This is a genomic window from Streptomyces sp. NBC_00670 (genome assembly GCF_036226765.1).
Classification (GTDB): domain Bacteria; phylum Actinomycetota; class Actinomycetes; order Streptomycetales; family Streptomycetaceae; genus Streptomyces.
Window position 1 is genome coordinate 2492521 of sequence record NZ_CP109017.1, and the last position, 19098, is coordinate 2511618.

The window sequence follows — 19098 nt, forward strand, 5'->3', positions numbered from 1 at the left end:
GCGCTCCGCTGGGGGCGGGGAATTGTGGTGGGCCCACGGTAGGGATGGCACCCGGCGGTGCCCGCCCCGCCGCGGGGCTCCGCCCCGGTCCCGGGTCCTTTTCGCCGTGGCTCCGCCGGGAGGGGGCGGCCTGCGGGCCGGTGGGGCTTCTCGCGCCCACGCGGCGGAGCCGCATATCGACACAGCCCCGCGCCCCTTTGGTAGGGCGGTCGCAGCGTGCGGCGTTGCCACGAGCCGAGAGTTCCCTGTGACCTCCGGGTCGGGTCCGCGCCCTCAAGGGGCGCGGGGAACTGCGCGAGCGGCCCCCACCGGTCCGCGGTCGGCCGCGCCACAGGACACCCCACGGCGCTCCCCCGGAACGGCAACGGGCCCCGTGCTCGCGCGCGGGGCCCGTTCCGGACGTACGGGGGGAGGTCAGGACTCCGTGGAGTCCTCGGCCTTCTCCTCGGCGTCGGCGGCGGCTTCGGCCACCGTCTCGCCCTCGGAGCCGGCGGCAGCCTCTTCGTCGTCGTCGCTGAGGTCGACGACCTCACCGTTGGTGTCCTTGACCGTCGCCGCCTCGACGACGACCGCCAGCGCCTTGCCGCGGGCGACCTCGCCCACCAGCATCGGGACCTGGCCGCCCTCGACGACCGCCTGGGCGAACTGGTCGGGGGACATGCCGGAGCCGGCCGCGCGCCGCACCAGGTGCTCGGTGAGCTCCTCCTGGTTGACGTTGAGCTTCTCCTTGTTGACCAGCTCGTCGAGGACGAACTGCGTCTTGATGCCCTTGACCGCGGCCTCGCGGGTCTCGGTCTCGAACTCCTCGGCGGTCTTCTCCTGGAGCTCCAGGTACTTGTCGAGGGTGAGGCCCATCTGGCCGAGCTGGTGGTGCTCCAGGTTGTGCTTGCGGGTGTTGATCTCGTCCTCGAGCAGCTTCTCGGGGACGGGCACCTCGACGAGCTCCAGGAGCTTGTCGAGCACGCGCTCCTGGGCCTGCGTGGCCTGGTCGTACTCCTTCATGTCGGCCAGCCGCTTGCGGCTGTCCTCCCGCAGCTCCGCCAGCGTGTCGAACTCGGAGGCGAGCTGGGCGAACTCGTCGTCCAGCTCCGGCAGCTCGCGCGCGGCGACCTGGGACACCTTGACGGTGACCTCGGCCTCCTTGCCGGCCGCCGAGCCGCCCTTGAGCTCGGAGGTGAAGGTGGCCTCCTCGCCGGCGGACTTGCCCTTCACGGCGTCGTCGATGCCGTCGAGCAGCTCGCCGGAGCCGATGGTGTAGGAGACGTCCTTGGCGACGCCGTCCTCGAGGACCTCGCCGTCGACCTTGGCCTCGAGGTCCAGGGTGACGACGTCACCGTCCTCGGCGGCGCGCTCGACCGGGGAGGTGGAGGCGAAGCGCTCGCGCAGCTCCTCCACGGCCTTGTCGACGTCCTCGTCGGTGACCTCGATGGCGTCGACCTCGACCTCGATGCCGGAGTAGTCCGGGATCTCGAGGGCCGGGCGGACGTCGACCTCGGCGGTGAAGGACAGCAGCTCGTTGTCCTTCAGCTCCTTGATGTCGACCTCGGGCTGGCCCAGGGGGTTCAGCTCGGCCTCGTTGACCGCGTCGGTGTAGAACTTGGGAAGCGCGTCGTTGACGGCCTCCTCCAGGACCGCACCGCGGCCGAACCGCTGGTCGATGACCCGGGCGGGGATCTTGCCCTTGCGGAAGCCCTTCACCGTGACCTGCTGGTTGATCTTCTTGTACGCCGCGTCGAGGCTGTCCTTGAGCTCCTCGAAGGGCACCTCAACAGTGAGCCGAACCCGGGTCGGGTTCAGGGTCTCCACGGCGCTCTTCACGGTTCGGTCTCCTTGTGGCTGACTTCTTCGGGTTCTGCTGTGCGCGCCTGCCGGAGATCGGGAACGACCGGGGCAGGGCCTCAGCGGATTCGCGCCCTTGAGACAGCCGAGCCGTCCGTCCGGTAAGACGTGACTGTGCGGACGCACGGGCGCGCATTCTGCATAGTAGCCGCAGGCTGTTCACGCGCCCAAAGGCGATCTTGCCGGAGAGGTGACGGGCGGGCCGGCCCGGTGGTCGGGGTGGCGGGATTTGAACCCACGGCCTTCCGCTCCCAAAGCGGACGCGCTACCAAGCTGCGCCACACCCCGTCTGGTGCGACACGTAGGGTACATGCCCAGCAGGGGTGCGCCGACCGCATTGTTCCGGCGGGGCGCGCGCCGTCGTCGCACGGGGGTGCGTGCCACCGTGCCGCGGGCGTGGGCGCCGTCGCTCCGCGCCGCGTGCGGCGGAATCCGCGTTGGCCTTGTCGGTGGGCGACCCGCTACGATGCGTGCGGTGCCGCGGTCACTGACCTGCGGTCCGCTGTGCGGGCGTAGCTCAATGGTAGAGCCCTAGTCTTCCAAACTAGCTACGCGGGTTCGATTCCCGTCGCCCGCTCCAGTACGGCCTCCGGACCGGTTCCGCCCCTTGCGAGGGGCGGGGCGGGACGGGGGCCGTCGTCGTGTGCGGCGCCCGTCCGCGGCCGGTCCGGCGGTCAGAAGCTGATCGAGTTGATCATGTCCGCTATCGAGTTCATGAAGCGGTTGATCGACGGGGCCATGCCGGTCGAGGCGAGGAAGAAGCCGAAGAGGACGGCGACGATGGCCGGGCCCGCCTTGATGGAGCCCCCTCGCACCATCACCACCAGGATGATCGCCAACAGCAGCACCACTGACAGCGAAATGGCCACAACAGATCACACCCTCGGTCGGTCCCGCACTACCGGCCCGGGACGCCAACCCGGCGCGCCCCCGCCAGAACCATCGTGCCACCAACAGGCCCTCCGTATGCGGCGCGTGAGGCATCGTCGTGCACTTCCGTCCGTCCAGACGCGCACGGGAGGGGTGCGCGCCCGCGTGTGCGCCGCTCAACGCGCGCATTTCGCACGTGAATTCGAGCAGCCGCCCGCAGGGTAATTCCCGAGGATCGTTTCCATGCCCACACATCTCGTTCGCGGGTAATTCCCATTGCGGGCAGGGGAGATCGCGAGGGGCCGTCGCACGCGCGGCCCCTGCGTGCGCACAACCGGCATACCTCGGGAAACGGACGGGCGGTCCATGCCCCTTTGGTCCTGCTTCATCATGATGAAGCAGGACACAACGGCCGCGTACGGCATGGCAATTGATGACCGTCCGACGTACGACTCGGTACCCCGGATGTGGCCCAGAACACGTGATGTCGTCCGTCGACTTCTGTGAATCGGGGGTACGCGCAGGCCATAACCAGGATTAGCCACAGGGGTTTTACGAAGCCCCATGGACAGCGCTAGGGTGCCTCAAATGTTCTCCGCTGCCTCGTCCCCCGCATGTGCAGCGAGGTCCCGGTCACTCCCGCCGAACACTCGGTGGGAGGCCCGGTGACCAACTCGCTGCGACCGCACGGCTCCGATCCCCGCACACCGCTCCCCCCGGCCCGTCCGGCGGCGGACGGGGTGCCCACACCCCGCGATCCGCACCGCCCGCCCGGCTCCCCCGCCGTGAACGGCTCCCCCGCCGCCCGGCCCGCCAAACAGCGTGACGCGTTCTTCGACAACGCGAAGTACCTGGCGATCGTCCTCGTCGCCATGGGCCACGCCTGGGAGCCGCTGACCGACCACAGCCGCGCCGCCGAGGCGCTCTACATGGTCGTCTACACCTTCCACATGCCGGCGTTCATCCTCATCTCCGGCTACTTCTCCCGCAGCTTCGACATGCGGCCCGACCGGCTCCAGCGCCTGATCACCGGCGTCGCCGTGCCGTACGCCGTTTTCGAGGTGGCGTACTCCCTGTTCAAGCGGTGGGCCGACGACGACCCCGGGCATCCGATCAGTCTGCTCGACCCCTGGTACCTCACCTGGTTCCTCGTCGCGCTGTTCGTCTGGCGGCTGACCACCCCGCTGTGGAAGGTCGTCCGCCATCCGGTGCCGCTGGCGCTCGTCATCGCCTGCCTCGCCTCCGTCTCGCCCGACATCGGCGACGACCTCGATCTCCAGCGCGTGCTCCAGTTCCTGCCGTTCTTCGTCGTCGGCCTCTTCATGAAGCCCGAGCACTTCCGGCGGCTGCGCGGCCGGGCGGTGCGGACGCTGTCCGTGCCGGTGATGGCGGCCGCGGTCGCCTTCGCGTACTGGGCCGGGCCGCGGATGAACTCGGCGTGGTTCTACCACCGGGACAGCGCGCAGGAGCTGGGTGCGCCGTGGTGGGTGGGCGTGGTCATGACGCTCGCGCTGTTCGGCTGCTCGATGGTGCTGACCGGCTGCTTCCTGGCGTGGGTGCCGCGGCGCAGGATGTGGTTCACCGTGCTGGGCGCGGGGACCCTGTACGGGTACCTGCTGCACGGGTTCCTCGCGAAGGGATCGCGGTTCTGGGGCTGGTACGACCATGCGTGGGCGCAGCAGGTGTGGGGGGAGGTCGCCGCCACGGTGGTGGCGGCGGCGGTCATCACGGTGCTGTGTACGCCGCCGGTGCGGAGGGTTTTCCGGTTCGTGATGGAGCCGGAGCTCAAGTGGGCCTTCCGCACGGTTGGTGCGGGGGCCCGGGAGAAGGGTGCCTGAGGGGGTGCGGGGGACTGTTTGTTGGCGGCTGCGGGTTTGATGTGGCTGGTCGCGCAGTTCCCCGCGCCCCTTGGGGGCGCGGCCCTTGCGTTGGTCGCGCGCCCATGAGTTCCGAGGCGCACCTTACGCCCCCTTCAAGTGCCTCATCAGGCGTTCGAAGTCCTGCCAGGCCGTGAGGTCGGACGGGTCGCCCGGGAGGGGGTAGTAGAGGGCGGGGCGGGTCCTCGGGCCCAGTTCCCTCGGCTTGTCGCGCAGGGGGGTGTTGCGGGCGCGGTCGCCCGGCATCGTGCGGACCTCTTCCGCGCCCAGCGCGAAGGCCAGGGGGACGCCGGGGCCCTCGAAGCGCGGCGGGACGGAGAGGTCGCGGCGGGCGCGGCGGACCTGGGCCAGCATGGACTGCAGGTCGTGCCGGGTCGCCAGTGCCTCCGCCGCCTTCGGTACCGCGTCCACCGGGACCTCCTCCCCCGGCCCGTAGCCGAACGCCATCGTGACGTCCTCCTCCACGCCCCCCGTCGTACGGCTGATCCGCACCGTGGCCAGGCCCGGTCGCTCGGGCGTGCCGACGACGACCAGCCAGGTCGGGGCCGGTGAGCGCTCGTGCGCCACGTCGGTCAGCTGGCGCAGGTTCCACGGCAGGTTGGCCGGTTCCTCGGTGCCCCAGCCGGCCGGGGACTCGCCGGTGACCGCCTGCCAGACGGCCTCCACGGCGCCGCCCAGCACGAGGCGGTCGTCGGCCGGGTGGATCGCCCGGAAGGAGAGCGCGAGTTGGCGTTCGCCCGTGTCGGCGGTGTCCGCCGCGAATGTGCCGGCGACCGGGGTGCGCGGGTCGCGCGGGGTGGCCTCCGGGGACTCGACGGTGACGAACAGGCCGTTCTTCCACTCCAGTACGGCGCCGGAGAGGCCGTCGTAGTAGCCGTCCTTCTCGTCCTGCACCACCCACCGTGAAGGCCAGCCGGGGAGGCTGCTCCGGACGGCGGGCGAGAGCCGGGTGCCGGCCGGGGTGACGATCTGCAGGCCGAGTTCGGCGGCGGCCGCCGCACGCAGGGCGTCGGAGAGCCAGGCCGTCATGGCGACCACGGGGCGGTCCTGGATGACGACGGCGACCTTGTCGGTGAGCACGTCGACGGCCGGCTGGGCGGCGGCCGGGGTGGGCGCGGCGCTGATGCCGTCGGTCTTCACCACGGCGAGCGAGGTCGCCGCCTCGCGCGGCCACGCCGTGCCGCCGACCAGACTGGCCACGCGCGCCGCGAACGTGCCCGCGAGCTGTTCGGCCTCGCGCACGCCGGTGGTGGCGCGGGCCTCCGTCCACCAGTACGGAACCTCCGGCTCGGTGGCGTCGAGCAGTCGCTGGGCCTCGCCGCGGACCTGGACGAGGAGCGGGGCCTCGACGGAGACCAGCGGGCGGCCCTCCTCGTCGCAGAGCTGCACGACCGCGCCGTCGCCCTCGGCGCCGACCAGTTTGTCGGGGCCGCCGGAGAGCAGCCCGGCCAGCACGCTCAGCGGATCGGGCATCCTGCGGGTGAGGGCGATGACGTCCTTGGTCATGAGGTGGGCAGGCCCTTCGTCGCGTCGGCGGTGGGCACCCGGCGGCCGGGTGCCCTGCGGCTGTCGTGTGCCGTCTCCACGAGGCGGCTGTCGTGTCCCGTCGTGTGCACGTTCAGTTCGTCCCGGTGTACACCGTCTGGATCAGGCGGTTGGGCTGTCCGCGGCGGACCAGGGTGCCGCGGCCGGAGGGTTGCTGGGAGGCGTAGACCCCGGCGAAGAGCTGGCCCTCGCCGCGGTCGCCGGCCATCACCAGCGCGCTCGCGCCGGACTCGCGCAGCCCCTGGAGCAGCGGCTCGTACAGCCCCCGCGAGGCGCCGGCGACGCGGCGGGTGAGCACGAAGTGCAGGCCGATGTCGACGGCGGAGGGGATGTACGGCAGGAACGGGGCGAGCGGCTGCTGCCCGGCGGTGGTGAGGACGTCGTAGTCGTCGACGAGGATGACGATGCGGGGGCCCGCGCCCCAGCTGCCGGGTTCCAGGTCCTCGGTGTCGGCGCTCTCGTCGGGCAGCCGCTTCTCCAGTTCGCCCGCGATGCCGGTGGCGAGGCCCCCGGCGAGCTTGGCGTTGTAGGCGTAGCCGCCCCGGTACTCCTCGGGGATGGCGCCGCGCAGTCCGCGCCGGGGGTCGAAGACGCCGAAGACGAGTTCCTCGTCGCTGTAGCGCTCGATGAGGCCCTGGGCGATCACCTTGAGCAGGTTGGTCTTGCCGCACTCGCTGTCGCCCATGACGATCAGGTGCTGGTCGCGGTCGAACAGGTCGAGCAGGACCGGGGCGAGCCGGTTCTGGTCCAGGCCGATCGGGACCCGGCGCGGTTCGGCGGCGGGGCCGGGCAGTTGCTGGGGTTCGAGGACGTGCGGGAGGACGCGGACGGGCTGGGCGACGTCACCGGTCCAGGTGGCGCGGATACCGCGGGCGGTGCGCTCCAGGACGGCGCCGAGGTCGCCGGTGTCGGCGAGGCCGTCCGTGCGGGGCAGCGCGACCTGGGCGAACAGCTTGCCGTCGGTGAGGACGCGGCCCTTCTCGCCGGGGGCCAGGGTCTCGGCGAGCTTGCGGTCGACGCTGGACTCGCTGGGGTCGTTCAGCCGCAGTTCGATACGGGTGCCGAACTGGGACTGGGTGGCGATGCGGACGTCGTTCCAGCGGAGCATGCCGGCGACGACGTGGATGCCGTAGCCGCCGCCGCGCTTGAGGATGTCGACGACGGCGTCGTCGAGCTGTTCGAAGTCGTCGCGCAGGGCGCCGAAGCCGTCGATGAGCAGGACGATCTCGGTGGAGGCGAGTTCGGGCAGCCGGCCGGCCGCGCGCAGGTCGCGCAGCTGTTCGAGGGAGTCGATGTTGTGGACGCGGAAGAGTTCCTCGCGCTGGTCGAGCATGGTGCGCACCGAGTCGATGGTGCGGGCGGCGCGCTCCCGGTCGGCGCGGCCGGCGACCCCGCCGACGTGCGGCAGTCCGGCCAGGGCCTGGAGGCCGCCGCCGACGAGGTCGAGGCCGTAGATGCCGACCTCCTGCGGGGTGTGGGTGAGCGCGAGGGACAGGGCGAGGGTGCGCAGCAGGGTGGTCTTGCCGGACTGGGGTCCGCCGATGACGGCGGCGTGGCCGCCGGCGACGGTGAGGTCGAAGTACCACTGGCCCTGCCACTGCTTGGTGGGGTCGTCCAGGAGGCCCATGGGGACCTGGAGCGGGCCGCGCCGCTTGGCGAGCTGCATGCCGCGCGCGCCGACCTCGACGGGGCCGGCGACCTTGTCCAGGGCGATGGCGTCGGGCAGCGGGGGCAGCCAGATCTGGCGGACGGGGGCGCTGCCGGACTCCTCGATCTGACCGACGAGGACGCCCATCTCGGTGGGCCCGGTCTCCCGGCGCCGCATCTGCGGTTCCTCGGGTCCGCCCGCCTCGTCCTGGCCGAGGGTGTTGTACGCCTCGTAGGCGAGGGCGAGCGGACCGGTGTCCTCCTCGGTCTCGCGCTGCACGGGGCCCCGGTAGGCGCCGGAGACATAGCTGGCCTTGAACCGCTCGTAGTGGCTGGTGTCGACCTTGAGGTAGCCGAAGCCGGGCAGCGGGGGCAGGTTGTGGAAGGCGTCGGTGGTGTCCAGGACCGTGCGCGACTCGTCGGCGGAGAAGGTGCGCAGGCCGAGCCGGTAGGACAGATAGGTGTCCAGGCCCTTGAGCTTGCCGCCCTCGATGCGCTGGCTGGAGAGCAGCAGGTGGACGCCGATGGAGCGGCCGATGCGGCCGATGGAGAGGAACAGGTCGATGAAGTCGGGCTTGGCGGTGAGAAGTTCGCCGAACTCGTCGATGACGACGAACAGGTGGGGCAGCGGGTCGAGGTCGGGCCGCTTCTCGGCGCGCAGGGCGGCGTAGTGGCCGATGTCGGCGACGTTGCCCGCGTCCTTGAGCACCTGCTGGCGGCGCTTGACCTCGCCGGCGAGGGAGGCGTGGACGCGTTCGATGAGCCCGGCCTGGTTCTCCAGGTTGGTGATGACGCCCGCGACGTGCGGGAGTTCGGCGAAGGGGGCGAAGGTGGCGCCGCCCTTGAAGTCGACGAGGACGAGGGAGAGGTCCTCCGGCGGGTGGGTGGCGACGAGGGCGAGGACGAGCGTGCGCAGCAGTTCGGACTTGCCGGAGCCGGTGGCGCCGACGCACAGGCCGTGCGGGCCCATGCCCAGTTCGGAGGACTCCTTGAGGTCGAGCAGGACCGGCTCGCGGGAGTCGTTGACGCCGATCGGGACGCGCAGGAAGGCGCGCTCGCCGCGCGGCGCCCACAGCCGGCCGAGGTCGAGGCGGGCGACGTCGTCGATGCCGAGCAGGTCGGCGAAGTCGACGGGTCCGGAGAGCGGGGCGTCGGCGCCCATGGAGTCGGCGGACAGCCGCATCGGGGCGAGCATCCGGGCCAGGCCCTCGGCGAAGGGGACGCCGACCTCGTCGACGGTGCCGTGCGCGCCGACCGGTTCGGCCTCGCGCAGGTCCTCGATGACGACGCGCTCGCCCTCGACGGTGATCCGCACGCCGACGTGGCCGGGCTCCTGGACCCGCCGGTCGAGCAGGTGCAGCACGGTGACGCCCATGTCGCGCAGGCCGACGGCGTCGTCCGGGCGGGGCAGGTCGACGGCGTCCTCGCCGTGTCCGTCGGCGACGACGAGCAGCCGGGAGGACAGGGCGAGCGCGTCCTTGCCGGAAAGGCCCCGGCGGACCTCGGCGGCGTACGAGGCGCGGCGGGCGAGTTCGGGGCGGATCTGCCGGGCGAGCTGGGGCAGGGAGGGGGCGATGCGGCGGGCGGCGACGGGGCCGTCGAACTGCTCGGAGTCCAGCAGGTGCGGGAGCCACTTGGCCCACTCCCACTCCTCCAGCCGGTCTCCGGGCACGGCGAGCGCCATGGCCACGTCGTCGGGCGCGTGGGTGGCGGCGGCCTGCACGAGCAGGGCGCGGGCCACCCGCAGGGTGTCCTCGCGGGCGCCGATGACGCTGATGTCGCCGACCCGGTCGAGCGGGACGGTGAGCGGGAGTTCGGTGCCGGTGCTGAAGCGGGCCATCAGCGCGGAGGCCTCGTTGAGCATGAACTCGTCGGGCGGGGTGAGCACGGAGGAACCCTGCTGGGCGACCTTGAGGTCCCGTACGGGCATCTCGCCGGTGCCGACGCGCACGCGCAGGAAGTCGGGGTCGGTCCGGCGGCGCTCCCAGAGCCGGGCCGGGTCGCGCACGATGTCGTAGAGGGCGTCCGGCGGCGGGTTGAGCACCTGGGCCCGCTCGCGCCGCTCCCGCTCCTCCGTGGACAGCTCCTCGCGCAGGTCCTCCAGGTAGGCGAGGTAGGCCTCGCGCTGGGTGCGGCGGGTGCGCTGGGCCTTGCCGCGCTGGGAGAAGACCAGGGCCATCGAGCCGGTGAGGGTGACGACGAGGATGATGGCGCCGAGGCCCGCGAACTGACTGTTGCGGACGACGGTCATCATCACCACGGACGACATCACGCCGGCCACCGGCAGCAGCGAGGTCGCGATCGAACCCGCCTTGCCCTCGGGCAGGTTGGGCGGCGCCTCGATGGAGCGCGGGTCGGGCGCGGGGGCGGGTCGGGTGGTCCGGGCGGGACGGTGGATCAGTCGGGTGCTCATGTGCCGTGGCCTCCCCCTTCTTCGGTCAGCGGCGCTTCTGGGAGAGCTGGAAGACGTCGGCGGCCAGCTGCGTGACGGACTGCCGGGTGGCGTGCGCGAGGAGTTCGGTGCGGATGGTGCCGCCGGCCGCGAGGTGCCGGTCGTAGGGCAGGACGTGGACGCCGGCGCCGGTGGCGGTCAGCTTGGCGGTGGCCGCGTCGAGGTCGAGGCCGGTGTGCGGGACGGTCTCGGTGAGGGTGACGATCGTGCCGGCGATGACGTGCCGGGGCAGTCCGCGCAGCCACTCCAGGACGGCGTACGTACTGGCCACGCCCTCCAGGGTGGCGGGCGCGACGAGCACCCGGGCCTGCGCGGCGGACAGCGCGACGCGGGCGACCTCGGCGGGCAGGGTCTCGCAGTCGACGACCGTGACGCCGAAGTAGCGGCGCAGCGAGACCATGACCTTCTCGTAGGAGCGCAGGTCGAGCATCGCCCCGATCTGGCCCTGGCTGCCGGGCAGCAGCCAGGCGTTGTCGGGGAGTTGGACGAGGTAGCCGGTGACGTCGAGCAGCGACATCTGCGGTTCGACGATGCCGGCGACGTCGCCCGTGGTCCAGCGCAGGGTCTGCGCGCCGAGCCGCAGCGGGAGCGAGCCGAGCGCGGGGTCGGCCTCGATGATCAGGGTGGGGTCGTGCCGGTAGTGCGCGTAGGTGGTGCCGAGCAGCGCGGCGATCGTGGTCTTGCCGGCGCCGCCGCGGATGGAGGTGACCGCGATCTGCCGTCCGGTGGTCACCGCCTGCTGGAGCACCTCGGCGGTGGCGGTGGTGCGGGCCACCTCGCGGGCGGCGGAGGACGACACGGTACGGCGTACGGCACGCAGCGCGCGGGCGGTGAAGGGCTCGCCGTGCCGGGGCTTGAGGCCGGCGGCGACGAGGTCCTTCTCCACGACGGGGCGGGAGTCGGGGGTGCGGGGGCGGGACGGGGGCTGCTGGGACTGCTGTGCCTGGCGCGGGGATTGGGGCCGCTGGGCCTGCGGGGACTGCTGGTACTGGGGCGCCTGGGGGTGCTGCGGGGGGACGTACGTCTGCGGGGGCTGGACCTGCGGGGGCTGCGGCGCCGGTCCGGGCGTGCCGGGGGCGGGTGCGCCGGGGACGGGCGCACCGGGGACGGGCGCGCCGGCGCCCTGCGGGGGCTGTGCGCCGGGCGCCGGCTGCGCGCCCGCGCCGGACTGCGCGCCGCCCTGCGCGGACGCGGCGCCGCCCTTCAGGTCGCGCAGCACGTCGCTCTGCCAGTTGTCGCCGTTCGGCATAACGCCCTTCTCCCCTGTACCTCTGCCTCTGTCCGTGCCTTCGGCCCGCGCGCCCCGCGTCCTGTCCCGGGCGTGCGCGCCGGTGCGCGTCAGAACTTGTCGAGCAGTTGCCCGTAGATGCCGAACACGCCCACGGCGAGCGGGAACAGCCCGATGACGCCGATGGACTCGATCAGGTCGGCCGTGCGCCGCAGCCGCACCCGTACGTGCTCCGGCGGCTGCACCGCGAGGACGAGCAGCGGCAGCACGGCGGCCGCGCACAGCACGGCGAGCGGTCCGGCGCCGCCCGCGTGGTCCGTCCACACCACGGTGAGCCGCACGACGAGCAGCGCGGCGGCGGCGAACAGCGCGACCACCTCAGCGACCAGCGGAAAGGCCCGGGCCCGCGACAGCAGGACGACGGCGGTGAGCGAGGCGAGCGCCACGCTCCACGGGGTCGGGCTGTCCGCGGTGGTCAGCAGCCAGCCGCCGGCCGCGGCGGAGGCGGCGGTGACGACGGTGGCGAGGGCGAGGCCGCGGTGCGTGGCGGCGAGCGCGTTGGCCACCTGGTGGCGGCTGATGGAGACGCCACCGGAGCGCTTGTCGTCGAGCCCGGTGAGCCCGGAGGCCATCAGCGCGAACCGGGGCAGCAGGCCGAGCAGGATGACGGAGAAGACCGCCATCACCGCGCCGAGCCGGTCGGAGCGGTCCTGGAGCGCGGCGACGGCCTCCCAGACGGCGGCCATGACGGCGACGGCACCCGCGCCGATGAGTCCGCCGCGGCCGAGCGGTGAGAAGAAGGCGAGCAGCAGGAGCACCAGCACCAGGGCCGCCGCGACGGCGGCGAGCCGTGCGGTCGCCGCCCAGTCGTGGGCGTCGGCGAAGGTCCAGGCGGCGAGCAGGCCGAGTCCGCCGGAGGTGAGCAGCAGCGCGGTGGCCAGGCCCTGGTTGCCCTCGCCGATCTTCGCGACGGCGGCGCCGGCGAGCAGGAAGACGACGGTGGCGCCGAGCAGGACGCCGGCCAGCGAGTCCAGCGCGAACTCGCGGCGCGCGAGGACGGCGGTGACGACCGCGAAGGCGACCGTGGCCGTGCCGGCGGTGGCCCGCCGGGCGGCGGGGCGCCAGCGCCAGCCGCGCAGGTCGAGGTCGTCGGCGACCTGGTCGGTGACGTCGTGCACGACGGGCGCGGGCGGTGCGGCGTGCGCGCGCACGAGTTGCAGTACGGCGCCGTCGGGGACGCCCTCGGAGGAGAGCGTGGCGTCGTGCGGCAGGACCGAGCCGTCGGAGGTGATCAGCTGCCGGGTCATGGGCCGGGAGGCGGCCCGGTCGTCGAGCAACTGCAGGATGTCGGGCAGCAGTTGGCCGATCGGGGTGTCCGACGGCAGAACGATGTCGGCTCGCCGTCGCTCGCCGACCAGGGTGACCCGGCTGAGCTGGGCCCGGGACGTCGTTGCTGTGCTCACCACGTGCGGGAACCTATCATCGTGTAGTTTCGGCCACGGGGCGCCGATGGCGCGAACATGTCGCTATCTGGTGACGTGCGCATGCCCATCATTCCCCCGTGTGTCCTTCCCGTCTCCCGTCCGGTTCACTACTGCCCGCCCCCGTCGTTCGTCGCGCTCTTCGTGGGGCTCTTCGTGGGGCTCGGCGAGCCGCTCTGCCCGGACGGGTTGTAGAGCTGCTCCTGCTGCTGTTCCTGCTTCTTCTTCTCGGCCTTCTGCTTGTCCAGGGTCGCCTGGAGGAAGGACCAGCCGACGCATCCGGCGCACAGCACGGCGGCGATGGCGATGCCCGCGAAGACCTTGCCGAGCCGCTCGTCCACCGTGCGCCGGCCGCGCTGCGCGCCGAACAGCAGCGCGTCCCGCATCCGGCGCCGGCGCACCGCCACCGACTCCAGCAGCTGGCTGTCGTAGTCCCGTGCCATCAGTCGTCGTCCCGTGTCGTCTCGTCAGTCACCTGCGGTGGGGCGGGGGTGTCGGGGCGGGGGCGGTGAGCCGGTGGGCGGCGGGCTCGGGGAGGACGGCGTACCGGGCGGAACCGGCGCAGGCCGCGGCTCCCGCCGTCCGCGCGCCGGGTGGCGCGCCGGTGCGCCGCGCGTACCTCCCCGGCTCCGTGCGCCTTCGCCGGTCCCCCGCGTACGGCATGGCTCCCCCTCACTTTGCCCCCGCAACATAAGCCATGGGTCACCGGGCAGTACAGCCCGGGGTCAGTCCTGGGCGGCCAACGCCTTGACGGCGTCGGCGTCGGGGGCGTCGGTCAGCGACTCCGGCACAGCCCGCCCCTTCCTGCCCTCCGGCGCGGCCAGCATCTCCGCGAGCGCCTGCGACGGCGGAACGCCCCGCCCCTTGGCCTCGGTCAGCCGGGCGTGCCAGAAGCCACCCTCGGACAAGGCGCGAGGCCCGGCAGCCTGCCGGGGTTCCCACGCGGCGGCGTCGTCCTCAACGGCGCCCCACACATAACCGAGCACCGCCCCGCCCTGCTTGTCGACCACCGTGAAGTACCGCACCGGCTTGTCACTGTGCGTCCGGTACCGAGGCGGTCCCGGCGACACGAGGTTGAAATGCACGTCCTCGTCGAAGCGCGGGTTGATCGGTCGTTCAGAGCTCATGCTGTCCACATTCCCTTTTCCGTCAGGCATGTTTGGTCCGCGAGGAGGCTAGGGCCTCGGCAGAACCTCCCCGTAGACATGCCACTTGCCGGCGGCCTCGTCCATGACGACGCGGGTCACCTTGTACTGCGTACCGCGGGCCAGCAGCAGTTCCCGTTCGCCGGGGAACTGGGAGAGGTGATCCAGCCAGAGCGCGGGAGTGCCCTTCGGCACCCGCAAGTGCATCCACACCGGCTTCCCATCGAAGGGCGGTGGCGGCGTTTTGCCGAGCGCCGTCGACGTGTACGCCTTGTCGTCGAACACACCGCCTTGCATATCCAGTGGCGAGTGCAGATTGAGGTGGTCGATTCCGGTGCCGCGCACGATCATGATGTCTTCGGGTACGGGACGGGCGCCCATGACCTTGTCCATCTCCTCAATCGTGTGCAACGTGGCGTCGGATGCGGGAGCGCCGGTGCGGAGATGCCCGTTGATGTCGTCGTAGCTGTTGCCGGTGTAGGTGACCAGGCTGTCCCGGGACGCGGGGTCCAGATCGTCCAGGAAGTCGTTCCAGTACGCGTTGCCGTAGTCGAACCCTGCCTTGTTGCTGAGGCTGGGTGCCGGATTCGTACCGTGCGCCAGTTCTGCCTCGGCCACCGCCTTCTGCTCGGCGTCGCTGAGGCCGGCGAACTCGGACTGCGACATGGACGGCTTGTACTCGAACGGTTCTCCCGGTCCGCCGTGTCCTCCCGGCACGTCCGTGTCCGCGTGGCCCGTCGGCCCGGGGCCGTCCGGGGCGTGGTGGGTCGTGGCGTCCGTGACCGCGTGGGCCGGGGTCGCGTGGTCGCCCGGGTGCGCCGCGTCGTCCGGGTGGCCCGGCCCGTCGTGGTCGCCACCGTGCGCACCGTCGTGCGGGTGGTCACCGCCGTGCGCGCCGTCGTGCGGGGCGCCCGGTGTCTCGTGGCCGGGGTGGGGGGCGGCGCCCGGCGTCTCGTGCGGCGGGGCATGCGTCGGCGTGTGCTCGTACGACGTCGGGGTCGGGCCGTGGCCGTACGCCGGCTGGTGCGGGGCGTCGGCCGTGTGGGCCAGGGTGTCGCCGGGGCCGTGGGCCGCGGCGTAGACCGGGTGGTGGCCGCCGGGCAGCGTCCAGCTTGCCGGGAGGCCGGGGGCCGCCTCGTGGGGGATGGGGGTGGGGTCCACGACGCCCTCGGGGGTCGTGAGGTGGCCCTGGGGGTCCAGGATGCGGCCGTCGGGGAGGTGGACCGAGCCGTCGGGAAGGGTCGGGATGTCGATCTTGCCGACGCCCTTCAGCGCCTTCGTCACGTCACCGATCTTCGACAGGCCCGCGCCCGCGCCCTTCATGACGTACGTCATCGGGTCGATGACCTTGCCCGCCTTGCCCGCCACCGACAGCGCCTTGGCGATCGCGCCCGCCTTGCCCGCGCCCGACGCCGCCGCCCCCGCACCGCCCGTGAAGACCGTCGTCACGACGTTGAAGGTGACCGCGCCGGCCGCCCGCGCGGGGTTCTTGCCCCACTCGTCCCACGCCACCAGCGCCTTGCCCGTCTCCTTCACCGCCGTGCGGGAGTCGCGGATCCAGGCGGGGAGCTTGTCGTCGGGCAGGGCCCAGAACGCCGTGCCCACGCCGGGGATCGAGGCGATCGCCAGGCCCGTGGCCAGCTGCGCCAGGCCCTTCCACGCCTGGCCCATCGCCTCCCAGCCGCCGAAGCCGACCAGCGTGCCCAGGCCCTTGATCGTGCCCCAGACGCCGTCGACGATCAGGCCGTCCCACACGAACGACTTGATCCAGTGGCCCACTTCCCAGACGTGGTGCTTCTCCTCCACCGGGTCGCCCCACGGCAGCTTCGCGTTCTTCATGTCGTCCGCGTTGAACCCGTACTGGTCCTTGCGGTCCGAGCCGTCCCCCGCCACCATCTGCGTGCCGCCGAAGATCGCCGTGATCTTGTTGTGGCAGGTCCGCTCCGCCGCCCAGAACGCCGCGACCGTCGTCGTGATGTCGTCCCGGATGCCGTTGTGCTCGTCGACCTTGTCCTCGTCGTACTGCCAGTCGTCGTCGTCCTTCACGGAGTTGACGAAGGTCGTCGCCTTGGTCTTCAGCTCCGCCAGTTTCGTGGCCAGCGGTCGGATCTCGGTGGCGTACGAGGACAGCGCCGAGGAGACCGTCTCCAGGTCCGTCGCGAAGTCGTCCGCGCGGTCCTTCACCGGCTTCGTCGTCGCGAAGAGCTGCTCCGCCTCCGGAGCCGTGTAGTACGCCGACAGGCCCTGGAACTGGGAGTGGACGCCGGCACCCGTCGAGCGGACGTGCGACGCGTCCGTCCTCAGATCCCCGTAGTCCTTCTCCAGCTGCGTCAGATCACCCGTGAACTGCGGAATCTGTGCTGGGTTGATCACCGCGACCTCGACCCCCGTCCCGGCCCGTTGCCTGGCGTGCTGTGCTGTGCCGTGCGCGCAGTCATCTCTATCAACTCCGCGATTGCTGGTGCAATCCGGGTTGGTGAGGCAGCCGGTGGGAAGAACGGTCAGTGGGACGGGGCCGTCGGGCCCTCGCGGCAGATCAGCAGCAGCGCCCGGTCGTCGTTGACGTCCTTGGCGACCGCCTCGATCAGATGCCAGGCCGCCCCGCGGAAACCGCCCGCGACATAGCGGTCGGCCTCGCCGGTGAGGCGGTCCATGCCCTCCGCGATGTCCCGTTCCGCCGTCTCCACCAGGCCGTCGGTGAACAGCATCAGCACGTCCCCGGGGCGCAGCGAGCCCTTCACCGAGTCGAACTGCGCGCCGTCGTAGACACCGAGCAGCGGGCCCTCCGCGGACTTCTGCTCCCAGCGACCGCTGCCCGCGCTGAGCTGGAGGCCCGGCGGGTGCCCGGCGGAGTACAACTCGTAGTCCCCGGAGTCGAGGTCGAGGACGAGGTGGATGGAGGTCGCGAACCCCTCCTCCCAGTCCTGGCGCAGGAGGTAGCCGTTGGCGGCGGGCAGGAAGGCGTGCGGCGGCAGGGAGCCGAGGAGGCCGCCGAACGCGCCGGACAGCAGCAGCGCGCGCGAGCCGGCGTCCATGCCCTTGCCGGAGACGTCGGTGAGGACGACCTCCAGCGTGCGGCCGCCGTTGGTACGGGCCGCGACCACGAAGTCCCCGGAGAAGGACTGCCCGCCGGCCGGCCGCAGCGCCATCTCGCGGTGCCAGCCCATCGGCAGCTTCGGCAGCTTGCTCTGCACCCGGATGCGCTCGCGCAGGTCGAACAGCATGGTGCCGCCGCGCCGCCAGGGCACGCCGACCCGGCTGCGGAACTGCGCGATCAGCAGCCCGAAGAAGCCGCACGCGGCGACCACGAGCACCACGCCGGGCGTGACCCGGGAGGGGCCCTGGGTGTACGGGCCGAGCTGGACGGACTCGACGATCAGCGCGGTGGCGGCGGCCGCGTACAGCGCGAGCAGGCTGGAGGGTCGCAGCAGCAGGCCGCCGGCGACGATCGGCAGGACGAGGACGGCCGGTGAGCACCAGACCGAGTTGGCCATCGTCGTCGCCGCGATGACGGGCACGGTGAGCATCAGGCCGACGAGGGCGATCCAGTCGGAGCCGTCCCCGCGGAAGTAGTCCACGGCGGCGCGGCGCAGCCCGACGCGGGCCCGGTGCCACTGCTTTTTCACCCGGGCCGGGAACGTCTCGGCTTCCGCTCGCCGCTCTCGTCCTGATGCCATTGCTCGGGACCCTATCCATCGGACCAGGTGCTTGGCACGGGAGGTACCACTTGTCCCCCGTCCGAGCGCTCAACTTCACAGGGTATGGGGGCCCGTACGGTGAGTGATACGGCCGCACTCGTACCGGATTGCCCCGATAGGCGGGACGGGGACGGTCGATCATGTGCTGTACGCACGGGAGTTGGGGCGGCGTGCGCGGACCGGGCCGTGGTGTCGAACGCGTCCGGACGGCCGCTACGGGGCGGTCTGACAGGTGGGGCACCAGAAGAGGTTGCGGCCGGCGAGGCCCGCGGTGCGGACGGGGGTGCCGCAGAGGTGGCAGGGCAGGTTGGCCCGGCGGTAGACGTACACCTCGCCGCCGTGGTCGTCGACACGGGGCGGGCGGCCCATCGCCTCGGGGGTGTGCGCGGGGCGCACGGTGTCGATGCGGTTGAGGCGGACGCCCTCGTGCATCAGCTCGACGAGGTCGGCCCAGATCGCGTCCCACTCGGCGGGGGTGAGGTCCCGGCCGGGGCGGTAGGGGTCGATGCCGTGCCGGAAGAGGACCTCGGCGCGGTAGACGTTGCCGACGCCCGCGACGATCTTCTGGTCCATGAGCAGCGCGGCGATCGTGGTGCGGCTGCGGGAGATACGGCGGTACGCGACGTCGGGGTCGGCGTCGGCGCGCAGCGGGTCGGGGCCGAGGCGGGCGTGGACCGCCTGCTTCTCGGGATCGGTGATCAGGGCGCAGGTGGTGGGGCCCCGGAGGTCGACGTAGGCGGTGTCGTCGGCGAGACGGAGGCGGACGGTGTCGGTGGGCGGGGGCGCGGGGGCGTCGCCGAAGGCGACCTTGCCGAAGAGGCCGAGGTGGATGTGGACCCAGCCGGTGGCGGCGAAGCCGAGGAAGAGATGTTTGCCGTGGGCCTCGGTGGCGGTGAGTGCGGTGCCGTCGAGGAGGGCGGCGGCGTCGGCGAACTTGCCCTGCGGGCTGCTGACGCGGAGGGCTCCGCGGGCGGCTCCGCCGGTGAAGCGGGCGTAGTCCTGCGCCAGGCGGTGAATGGTGTGCCCTTCCGGCACGGGGCGCCTCCGGCGGTGCGGGATGTTCTGCGAACGGCTCGGGGATTGCGGACAGCTCGGGGGGTGCGGACAACTCGGGGGGTGCGGACAGCTCGGGGGGTTGCGGTGCGTGGGCGGCCGCGGGCTCGTCGTGGCCGATCGCGCAGTTCCCCGCGCCCCTGTCAGGGGCGCGGGGAACTGCGCGAAACGGGGCGAAGCCCCGTGCCGGGGTCCAAGGGGCGGAGCCCCTTGAGGGGACGATGGGGGTCCCCCCTGCTCGAACGAAGTTGAGAGCTTGGGGG

Annotated in this window: 12 protein-coding genes and 2 tRNA genes; 2 read left to right on the top strand and 12 right to left on the bottom strand. The window is 72.4% G+C overall.

What is annotated here, in order from left to right; genetic code table 11:
* Positions 1-414: 414 nt before the first annotated feature.
* Entirely contained in the window at positions 415-1818 is a 1404-nt protein-coding gene (gene tig, locus OIE12_RS11055) for a trigger factor (protein WP_329134242.1), read from the bottom strand.
* A 232-nt stretch (positions 1819-2050) separates the two neighbouring features.
* Positions 2051-2127, bottom strand: a tRNA-Pro gene (locus tag OIE12_RS11060).
* Positions 2128-2345: 218 nt separating this feature from the next.
* Between OIE12_RS11060 and OIE12_RS11065 the strand changes: the two genes are divergently transcribed.
* Positions 2346-2419: transfer RNA gene (locus tag OIE12_RS11065), tRNA-Gly, on the top strand.
* 94 nt (positions 2420-2513) lie between these two features.
* Here the strand turns inward: OIE12_RS11065 and OIE12_RS11070 are convergent.
* Complete coding sequence (locus OIE12_RS11070; RefSeq protein WP_051707867.1) at positions 2514-2708, bottom strand: hypothetical protein; 195 nt, start codon at positions 2706-2708, stop codon at positions 2514-2516.
* 666 nt (positions 2709-3374) lie between these two features.
* Here OIE12_RS11070 and OIE12_RS11075 point away from each other — a divergent pair.
* Entirely contained in the window at positions 3375-4547 is a 1173-nt protein-coding gene (locus tag OIE12_RS11075) for an acyltransferase family protein (protein ID WP_329134244.1), read from the top strand.
* Positions 4548-4670: 123 nt separating this feature from the next.
* Here the strand turns inward: OIE12_RS11075 and OIE12_RS11080 are convergent, their stop codons facing one another.
* The 9 genes from OIE12_RS11080 to OIE12_RS11120 form a co-directional block, all read right to left on the bottom strand.
* A complete protein-coding gene (locus OIE12_RS11080; RefSeq protein WP_329134245.1) occupies positions 4671-6092 on the bottom strand; it encodes a DUF6177 family protein in 1422 nt (473 codons plus the stop codon).
* A gap of 112 nt (positions 6093-6204) precedes the next feature.
* Positions 6205-10191 carry a type VII secretion protein EccCa gene (gene eccCa / locus OIE12_RS11085; protein WP_329134247.1) on the bottom strand — a complete coding sequence of 1329 codons (3987 nt, stop codon included), beginning with the start codon at positions 10189-10191 and terminating at the stop codon, positions 6205-6207.
* 25 nt (positions 10192-10216) lie between these two features.
* Positions 10217-11479, bottom strand: coding sequence for a MinD/ParA family protein (locus OIE12_RS11090; protein WP_329134249.1), 1263 nt, complete (start codon positions 11477-11479; stop codon positions 10217-10219).
* Between the two features lie 89 nt (positions 11480-11568).
* Positions 11569-12924: a type VII secretion integral membrane protein EccD gene (gene eccD / locus OIE12_RS11095; RefSeq protein ID WP_030383064.1), complete on the bottom strand. Its 1356-nt coding sequence runs from the start codon at positions 12922-12924 to the stop codon at positions 11569-11571.
* Between the two features lie 125 nt (positions 12925-13049).
* On the bottom strand, positions 13050-13382 hold the full coding sequence (locus tag OIE12_RS11100) for a hypothetical protein (RefSeq protein WP_329134252.1): 333 nt from the start codon (positions 13380-13382) through the stop codon (positions 13050-13052).
* Positions 13383-13664: 282 nt separating this feature from the next.
* Positions 13665-14066 carry a hypothetical protein gene (locus OIE12_RS11105; RefSeq protein WP_329134254.1) on the bottom strand — a complete coding sequence of 134 codons (402 nt, stop codon included), beginning with the start codon at positions 14064-14066 and terminating at the stop codon, positions 13665-13667.
* Between the two features lie 48 nt (positions 14067-14114).
* Positions 14115-16457, bottom strand: a complete 2343-nt coding sequence (locus OIE12_RS11110) for an ADP-ribosyltransferase (RefSeq protein WP_329134256.1) — start codon at positions 16455-16457, stop codon at positions 14115-14117.
* Positions 16458-16585: 128 nt separating this feature from the next.
* Complete coding sequence (locus OIE12_RS11115; RefSeq protein WP_329134258.1) at positions 16586-17761, bottom strand: PP2C family protein-serine/threonine phosphatase; 1176 nt, start codon at positions 17759-17761, stop codon at positions 16586-16588.
* A gap of 234 nt (positions 17762-17995) precedes the next feature.
* A complete protein-coding gene (locus OIE12_RS11120; RefSeq protein WP_329134260.1) occupies positions 17996-18817 on the bottom strand; it encodes an Fpg/Nei family DNA glycosylase in 822 nt (273 codons plus the stop codon).
* Between the last annotated feature and the right edge of the window lie 281 nt (positions 18818-19098).

Coding starts and splice junctions, on each gene's coding strand:
- OIE12_RS11080 (WP_329134245.1), bottom strand. CDS start 6,092: ATGACCAAGGACGTCATCGCCCTCACCCGCAGGATGCCCGATCCGCTG.
- eccCa (WP_329134247.1), bottom strand. CDS start 10,191: ATGAGCACCCGACTGATCCACCGTCCCGCCCGGACCACCCGACCCGCC.
- OIE12_RS11090 (WP_329134249.1), bottom strand. CDS start 11,479: ATGCCGAACGGCGACAACTGGCAGAGCGACGTGCTGCGCGACCTGAAG.
- OIE12_RS11100 (WP_329134252.1), bottom strand. CDS start 13,382: ATGGCACGGGACTACGACAGCCAGCTGCTGGAGTCGGTGGCGGTGCGC.
- OIE12_RS11105 (WP_329134254.1), bottom strand. CDS start 14,066: ATGAGCTCTGAACGACCGATCAACCCGCGCTTCGACGAGGACGTGCAT.
- OIE12_RS11115 (WP_329134258.1), bottom strand. CDS start 17,761: ATGGCATCAGGACGAGAGCGGCGAGCGGAAGCCGAGACGTTCCCGGCC.